Origin of the sequence: Ensifer sp. Root31 (assembly GCF_001424825.1) — a bacterium.
GTDB lineage: Bacteria > Pseudomonadota > Alphaproteobacteria > Rhizobiales > Rhizobiaceae > Ensifer > Ensifer canadensis.
The window spans coordinates 339491-346621 of record NZ_LMCO01000034.1; the positions used below are offsets into that span (position 1 = coordinate 339491).

Genomic DNA, 7131 nt, shown 5'->3' on the forward strand with positions numbered 1-7131 from the left:
TACCGCTGCCAAACCGAAAACAACTTCAAATCACCCGCATGCAATGGTGCCCAAGATCTCGGCCTATAATTCGGGCTGCGCGTTTGAGGAGACGCGAAGATTATACAGCACACGCATCTGGGAGGAGACGCATGGATGTTTCGCATCGAAACGATCACATCGAACAAACGATTGAGCGGCCGGAAGACAAGCGCCTGGGCGCAGGCGCAAACCTCGTCTATGGTCTCCAGCACGTGCTCACCATGTATGGCGGCATCGTCGCCGTCCCACTGATCATCGGCCAGGCGGCCGGCTTGTCGCCAGCCGACATTGGCCTGCTGATCACCGCGTCGCTGTTTGCCGGCGGCCTGGCGACTATCCTGCAGACGATCGGCATTCCGTTCTTCGGCTGTCAGCTCCCGCTGGTTCAAGGCGTTTCGTTCGCCGGCGTCGCTACCATGGTGGCGATCGTCACCAGCCGCGAAGGTGGCGGATTGCCGGCGGTGATGGGCGCCGTGATGGTGGCGTCACTCGTCGGCCTGGCGATCACACCGATCTTCTCGCGCATCACGCGGTTCTTCCCGCCGCTGGTCACCGGCATCGTTATTACCACAATCGGCTTGACCCTGATGCCGGTCGCGGCCCGCTGGGCCATGGGTGGCAATCCCAACGCGCCCGACTTCGGCAGCGTCAGCAACATCGGCCTGGCGGCGGTCACTTTGCTCACCGTCCTGCTGCTCAGCAAGGTCGGCAGCTCCAGTATATCGCGCCTGTCGATCCTGCTTGCGATGGTCATCGGCACGCTGATCGCGCTTGCTTTCGGGATGACCGATTTTTCCAAGGTCGCCGAAGGTCCGATCCTAGCCTTCCCCTCGCCCTTCCATTTCGGGGCGCCGGTCTTCACGGCCGCGGCGATCGTCTCGATGTTCATCGTTCTCCTGGTCATCCTGGTCGAGACGTCGGCAGACATCCTGGCCGTCGGCGAAATCATCGGCACCAAGGTCGATTCCAAGCGACTGGGCGATGGCCTGCGCGCCGACATGATCTCGAGCCTGTTCGCCCCGATCCTTGGCTCGTTCACGCAGAGCGCCTTTGCCCAGAACGTCGGTCTTGTGGCCGTGACCGGCATCAAGAGCCGCTATGCCGTTGCAACCGGCGGCCTCATTCTGGTGACGCTCGGCATTCTTCCTGTCATGGGGCGGGTGATCGCAGCTGTTCCGCCGGCCGTGCTCGGTGGCGCCGGTATCGTGCTGTTCGGCACGGTGGCGGCGAGCGGCATCCGCTCGCTCTCCAAGGTCGATTATCACAACAACATGAACCTGGTCATCGTCGCCACCTCGATCGGCTTCGGCATGATCCCGATCGCGGCACCACATTTCTACGATCACTTTCCGGCCTGGTTCGAAACCATCTTCCACTCGGGCATCAGTTCTTCCGCGATCATGGCGATCTCGCTGAACCTGCTGTTCAATCATTTCAAGGCCGGCAATTCCGATCAGCAGTCCGTATTCGTGGCCGGCACGGAACGCATCATCCGGTATCAGGATATTTCCGCTCTGCGTGACGGTGACCACTATCGCGACGGGAAGCTCTATGACCGCGATGGCAACGAGGTTCCGCACCACTAACGCATGTCGCGCAAAAGTGTGCCGCGGTTTTGCGACCCCGACATGCGAAAGAACAAGAGCTTAGAGCAGCAACGCGCTTTGGGCCATCGCGCAAAATATGCTGTAGGCGTGGCCGAAGGATTTCGGCTACGAAGCATCCATGGATGCGGCTGTGTTGCGGAATACGCCGTGGGGAGATCACCACTGATCATGCGGGAGATGGCGATGGAAGGACTGTTTGTCATACTGCTCTGTCAACTGATCGGCGAGATCGTTGTCAGGACCCTCGACCTGAGCATGCCGGCTCCCGCACTCGGTATCGTGCTCCTGCTTGCCTATCTCTGGTTTGCCGACAGGAGAGCCGGGTCGGAAGATGGCACCGCCCACACCCGGGTCAGCGGCGTGGCCGACGCTCTGCTCAAGAACCTCGGCGTGCTGTTCGTGCCCCTTGGCGTTGGGGTGATGCAGAACTACCGGCTGATCTACGAATATGCCGGCACGATCGTCATCGCCGTCGTGGTGTCGACCCTTATGACTTTGATGGTGACGGTGGGAGCTTTCCTGTTCGCGAGCAGGATGTCGGGCGCAGGAGGGGCTGGCGATGGACACTAGCGGTCGCGTGTTCGAGCTTTGGGTCTATCTCTCGACCAGCCCGCTCACGTGGCTGACCGTGACGATCGGCGCCTATATCGCCGCTCAGCGGCTTGCGGCGCTCAGCGGTTTCAACCCTATCGTCAATCCTGTGCTGATCGCCGTCGTCCTGGTGATCTCGATACTGACTGCCACCGGGACATCCTATTCAACCTATTTCGACGGGGCGCAGTTCGTGCATTTTGCACTGGGACCTGCGACGGTGGCGCTTGCTGTTCCCCTTTACCGGAACCGGACACTGATCCGGCAGAACCTCGTGCCCGTCGTCGTCGCGCTTGTCGCGGGCAGCCTGACGGCGATCGTTTGCGCCACGGGTGTCGCCATCCTGCTCGGCGCACCTGACAGTGTGGCGATATCTCTGGCGCCGAAGTCGGCAACGGCCGGCATCGCCGTCGGCATCTCGCAGCAACTCGGCGGCGACCCGGCCCTGACAGCGCTTCTCGTCATCTTCACCGGCGTGTTCGGGGCAATTATCGTCACGCCGCTGATGAACCTTCTGCGGATCCGGAATTATGCCGCGCGCGGGTTTGCGGCCGGCCTGACGTCGCACGGCATCGGCACGGCACGGGCTTTCCAGGTCAACGAAATTGCCGGGACGTTCTCGGGCCTTGCCATGGCGCTCAACGGCATATTGACCTCAGCCATCGCCGCTGTTGTCCTCGGGGTGCTGCTCTGAGCGCGGCCCTCGGGACAGCCCGTTACCAGAAGGCACCGTAGAAGGTGACACAGCCGACGACACCGAGCACGATCGCCAGGGATGATCGGATCGTGAAATCGAGCAGCCTGAACTGATATCCAAAGCTTCCAACAGATGGCTTCATGGTTTTCTCCCGTGGTTGTCTTCTGAGCGACTGCGTCCCGGGTACCCGGTGATGGAACGTCGAGACGACGCCTATAGGCTTGCGGCCTCAGGCCGACTTTGCGAATCCACCGTCGTGGTGACGGTAGAAAGTCTTTGCTGCGACAAGCAGCGCTTCTTCGTCCAGCGGACGGCGAAACTCGCGCATGAGAAATCGGGCGAGATGCTGGATCTGCTCGCCATCTCTCGGAATGTCGTACTCGATACAGACAGTCTCAAAAACACGCCAAAGCATGCCGATTTCCTCCTTGCTCAAGGCGGCAAGCATCTCGTCGGGAATTCCGCGCATAAGAACCTCGCTCCGTATTCGCGCCGTCCTGCCCGCGAGCAGGGACCGAATTGCTATTGAGGGATCGATAAACGGGCGCGTCGGCGGACCTGCGGTCACCGCCGCAGTGAGAAGCCAGATGAGCCTGAGAATGACGATCGATGGGTAGCCGGTGATTGGGGCTTTACTGAGGTGATCAGCAGGATCGCCGGAATACGACCATAGATCCACCTGACCGGTGCGACGAACGGTCCCGACGCCCTGGTCAGGCCCTGCCAAACGCTCGCAAGCCCTTCGTCGATACCGGACTAGGCTCGCCCGAAAGTCAGCGCGCGCTATTGCTTTGTAACTGCTCCGTGCATTAGCATCCGCGGCATAAGACAGGAAGCCGGCCGGGGACTGCTTGCACTGCGCTTTGACAGGGGGATGAATGAGCAGGAATACTGGCGGCGTGAGATTCAATGCGCCTCTCGAGCGAATTCGCAGCGGCGCAATGGTTGCCATGCTTGTGTTTGTGCTGGCCGCATGCGGCGGGCATCCGAAGGGCGTGCTGACGCCGGTCGCAGATACAGCCCCGGATTCAAGCCGGGTCAACATGCTGATCACGACGACGCGCAGCCGGTCGGAAAATCCCGGAGAAATGTATAGCGGCGAGCGCGCCCTGGCGCCCACCTTCGTCGACATGACCGTTTCCATTCCGTCAGACACCGTGCGCAAGGCTGGCGAGGTCGCCTGGCCGAAAAAGCTGCCGCCCAATCCGGCAACGGATTTTGCGACGCTGAAGGCGGACGATCTGGACATGGCCGGCGCCAAATCATGGCTGAGCGCGAGTGTGCGCAAAAGTCCTGACAAGAGCGTTTTCGTCTTCGTTCACGGCTTCAACAACCGCTTCGAAGACTCTGTCTATCGTTTTGCCCAGATCGTCCATGATTCCGGCGTCCACAGCGCCCCCATTCTGATCACGTGGCCGTCTCGCGGCAGCCTGCTTGCCTACGGCTACGATCGCGAAAGCACCAACTACACGCGCAATGCGCTCGAAAACCTGTTCCAGTACCTCTACCGCGACCCGGAAGTGAAGGAGGTCTCGATCCTCGCGCACTCGATGGGCAACTGGCTGGCGCTTGAGGCGTTGCGCCAGATGGCAATCCGCAATGGCGAACTGCCCGCAAAGTTCAAGAACGTCATGCTGGCGGCACCCGATGTCGACGTCGATGTCTTCCGCCAGCAGATCGCCGACATGGGCGAGAAGCACCCGAACTTCACGCTGTTCGTATCCCGCGACGATCGAGCTCTGGCAGTCTCGCGCCGGGTCTGGGGCGACGTTTCCCGGCTTGGAGCGATTGATCCGGAGCAGGCGCCGTACAAGAAGGAACTCGAGGACAACAAGATCACGGTGATCGACCTGACGAAGATCAAGGCCGGCGACAGCCTCAATCACGGCAAGTTCGCGGAATCGCCCGAAATCGTTCGCCTCATCGGTTCGCGCATCTCCGACGGCCAGACGCTGACAGACAGCCGGGTCGGTCTCGGCGACCAGATCCTGGTGGCAACGACCGGAACGGCCGCGGCCGTCGGCAACGCGGCCGGTCTGGTTCTGGCCGCACCAGTCGCCGTCGTCGATCAGAACACCCGCGACAATTACGCCGAGCACCTCGGCAGTTCGGCTGCGAGAACCAACCGTGCTGCGACGGCGAGCGGATGCGACCCGACGCGACCGACCACGCCGGGATGCAACAGATAAAAGTAGGCTTGGAACCGGCCCCGCAGCTTGAGGCAAACCTGCTGCGGGGTGCTTCGGCATCAACCCGGAAAGGGTATGCGCGCAAACGTCGAGCGCGGCCGATTGCCTTCCGCCATCCGGAAGTACTTAGAGCATTTCCAGGAAACGAAGCAGTTTTCCGTCAGGAAATGCGTAAAAACAAGGAGATAGAGCGTTTCTGTGACGCCGCCCAAACCGGAAACGCTCTAGCCCCCCGGCATGCTTTCCGGCTACACCTTTACCCAGGCGCCATTTCGTTTTGACGACTGGACGCAGGCATCGACGAAGGCCATGCCCTTCATACCGTCGTCGATTGTCGGATAGGTGACGGCGGCATCGATGGTCTCACCCTTGCGTTTGGCGAAGATCGCCCGGGCCGCTTCGGTGTAGATATTGGCAAACCCTTCGAGATAACCTTCGGGGTGGCCAGAAGGAATGCGGCTGACGCGAGCGGCGGCCGGGCCGGAGCCGGCACCAGCCCGGGTGAGCAGCCGCTTCGGCTCGCCGAACGGCGTGTACCAGAGATAGTTCGGGTCCTTCTGCGTCCATTCGAGCCCACCCTTGGTGCCGTAGANCAGCCCGGGTGAGCAGCCGCTTCGGCTCGCCGAACGGCGTGTACCAGAGATAGTTCGGGTCCTTCTGCGTCCATTCGAGCCCACCCTTGGTGCCGTAGAGGCGCACCATCAGGCCGTTCTCGTGGCCGGGCGCCACCTGGCTGCACCAGAGCAGCCCCTTGGCGCGCTCACCGTCCTTGGCCTTGAAGCGCATCATCACATGGGCATTGTCGTCGAGCTGACGACCTTCGACGAAGCTGTCGAGATCGGCGGCAAGTTCTTCCAGTTCCAGCCCGGAGACGAAGGCGCCGAGATTATAGGCATGGGTGCCGATGTCGCCGGTCGAGCCGCCGGCGCCGGAGCGGGCCGGATCGGTGCGCCAGNAGTTCCAGCCCGGAGACGAAGGCGCCGAGATTATAGGCATGGGTGCCGATGTCGCCGGTCGAGCCGCCGGCGCCGGAGCGGGCCGGATCGGTGCGCCAGGCCGCCTGTTTCTGGCCCGACTGCTCGATATTCTCCGTCAGCCAGTCCTGCGGRTATTCCATCTGCACCAGCCGGATAGCGCCGATGTCGCCATTTTCGACCATCGCGCGCGCCTGGCGCACCATCGGATAGCCGGTGTAGTTGTGGGTGAGCACGAACAGCGCATCGCTGTCGTCGGCCGCCTTCTTCAGCTTCTTCGCATCCGAAAGCGTCGAGGTCAGCGGCTTGTCGCAGATCAAATGGATGCCGCGCTTCAGGAATTCCTTGGCGGCGGCATAGTGCACATGGTTGGGGGTGACGATCGCCACCGCCTCGATGCCGTCCTTCAGCTTGGCCTCGCGGATCGCCATTTGCTTGAAGTCGGAATAGACCCTTAACGGATCAAGCCCGAGCTCGCGGCCGGAGCTTTCGGCCTTGTCCGGCGTCGACGACAGCGCGCCGGCCACCAGCTCGTAGTGATCGTCGAGCCGGGCGGCGATGCGGTGCACCGCGCCGATGAAGGCGCCCGAGCCGCCGCCGACCATGCCGAGCCGGATCCGCCGCTCGCGCTTCTCGCTCGTTCCCTCGATTGCCATCGTTTTGTCTCCCTGTTCTGAACCTGCTCTATCGTCTCGTTGTCATCGTCGTGCGGCTGCCCCTCATCCGCCTGCCGGCACCTTCTCCCCGCCGGGCGGGGAGAAGGAATATGCGGCACCCTCGCACCGCCAGCCAAGGCAGCAGCGCCAGCGTCAGCTCACATCCCCTCCTCCAGCAGCTGGCAGAAGGGCGATCGCGACGGCGTTTCCTCTCGCTCGGCAGCACCGTGTGGCACGTCCCCTCTCCCCGCTTGCGGGAGAGGGTTAGGGTGAGGGGCTACGGCCGGGSGCGCACTGCGGCCATCGCCGGGCAGGCGCCACCGTTGGCTCTATACCGTGCCTCAAATCCCCAGCAGGCGCCGGTTGGCGGCCTCGTCGGTACCGCCGTCGGCAAAG

7 protein-coding genes and 2 pseudogenes are annotated in these 7131 nt (G+C 62.3%); 4 read left to right on the plus strand and 5 right to left on the minus strand.

The genetic code is table 11. The features are described from left to right. The first annotated feature begins 131 nt into the window (after positions 1-131). The 3 genes from ASD00_RS26125 (at position 132) to ASD00_RS26135 (ending at position 2913) form a co-directional block, all read left to right on the plus strand. Positions 132-1607, plus strand: a complete 1476-nt coding sequence (locus tag ASD00_RS26125) for a nucleobase:cation symporter-2 family protein (protein ID WP_057210068.1) — start codon at positions 132-134, stop codon at positions 1605-1607. 204 nt (positions 1608-1811) lie between these two features. Beyond that, on the plus strand, positions 1812-2198 hold the full coding sequence (locus ASD00_RS26130) for a CidA/LrgA family protein (protein WP_057210070.1): 387 nt from the start codon (positions 1812-1814) through the stop codon (positions 2196-2198). After that, positions 2188-2913, plus strand: a complete 726-nt coding sequence (locus ASD00_RS26135; RefSeq protein ID WP_057210071.1) for an LrgB family protein — start codon at positions 2188-2190, stop codon at positions 2911-2913. Before ASD00_RS26130 ends, ASD00_RS26135 begins: the two co-directional genes overlap by 11 nt. A 22-nt stretch (positions 2914-2935) precedes the next feature. Here the strand turns inward: ASD00_RS26135 and ASD00_RS42365 are convergent, their stop codons facing one another. Beyond that, a complete protein-coding gene (locus ASD00_RS42365; RefSeq protein ID WP_025429467.1) occupies positions 2936-3058 on the minus strand; it encodes a hypothetical protein in 123 nt (40 codons plus the stop codon). 87 nt (positions 3059-3145) lie between these two features. Further along, complete coding sequence (locus ASD00_RS41940) at positions 3146-3868, minus strand: hypothetical protein (protein WP_244496130.1); 723 nt, start codon at positions 3866-3868, stop codon at positions 3146-3148. On the opposite strand from ASD00_RS41940, the gene ASD00_RS26145 reads away from it, so the two are divergent. After that, on the plus strand, positions 3858-5105 hold the full coding sequence (locus tag ASD00_RS26145; RefSeq protein WP_162249754.1) for an alpha/beta hydrolase: 1248 nt from the start codon (positions 3858-3860) through the stop codon (positions 5103-5105). The two genes, ASD00_RS41940 and ASD00_RS26145, sit on opposite strands and share 11 nt — an antisense overlap. A gap of 248 nt (positions 5106-5353) precedes the next feature. Here ASD00_RS26145 and ASD00_RS41945 read toward each other — a convergent pair. From ASD00_RS41945 to ASD00_RS41955, 3 genes and pseudogenes are all read right to left on the minus strand, one after another. Next, on the minus strand, positions 5354-5697 hold a 344-nt coding region (locus tag ASD00_RS41945), incomplete at its 5' end, for a Gfo/Idh/MocA family oxidoreductase (protein WP_348272075.1). Between the two features lies 1 nt (position 5698). Then, a pseudogene (locus ASD00_RS41950) lies at positions 5699-6060 on the minus strand (Gfo/Idh/MocA family oxidoreductase); the annotation flags it as partial. 1 nt (position 6061) lies between these two features. Then, positions 6062-6735, minus strand: a pseudogene (locus tag ASD00_RS41955) (Gfo/Idh/MocA family oxidoreductase); the annotation flags it as partial. Positions 6736-7131 lie beyond the last annotated feature (396 nt).

Excerpts from the sequence above, each read along its gene's own strand:
- ASD00_RS26125 (WP_057210068.1), top strand. The coding sequence starts at position 132 with ATGGATGTTTCGCATCGAAACGATCACATCGAACAAACGATTGAGCGG.
- ASD00_RS26130 (WP_057210070.1), top strand. The coding sequence starts at position 1,812 with ATGGAAGGACTGTTTGTCATACTGCTCTGTCAACTGATCGGCGAGATC.
- ASD00_RS26135 (WP_057210071.1), top strand. The coding sequence starts at position 2,188 with ATGGACACTAGCGGTCGCGTGTTCGAGCTTTGGGTCTATCTCTCGACC.
- ASD00_RS42365 (WP_025429467.1), bottom strand. The coding sequence starts at position 3,058 with ATGAAGCCATCTGTTGGAAGCTTTGGATATCAGTTCAGGCTGCTCGAT.
- ASD00_RS26145 (WP_162249754.1), top strand. The coding sequence starts at position 3,858 with ATGGTTGCCATGCTTGTGTTTGTGCTGGCCGCATGCGGCGGGCATCCG.
- ASD00_RS41940 (WP_244496130.1), bottom strand. The coding sequence starts at position 3,868 with ATGGCAACCATTGCGCCGCTGCGAATTCGCTCGAGAGGCGCATTGAAT.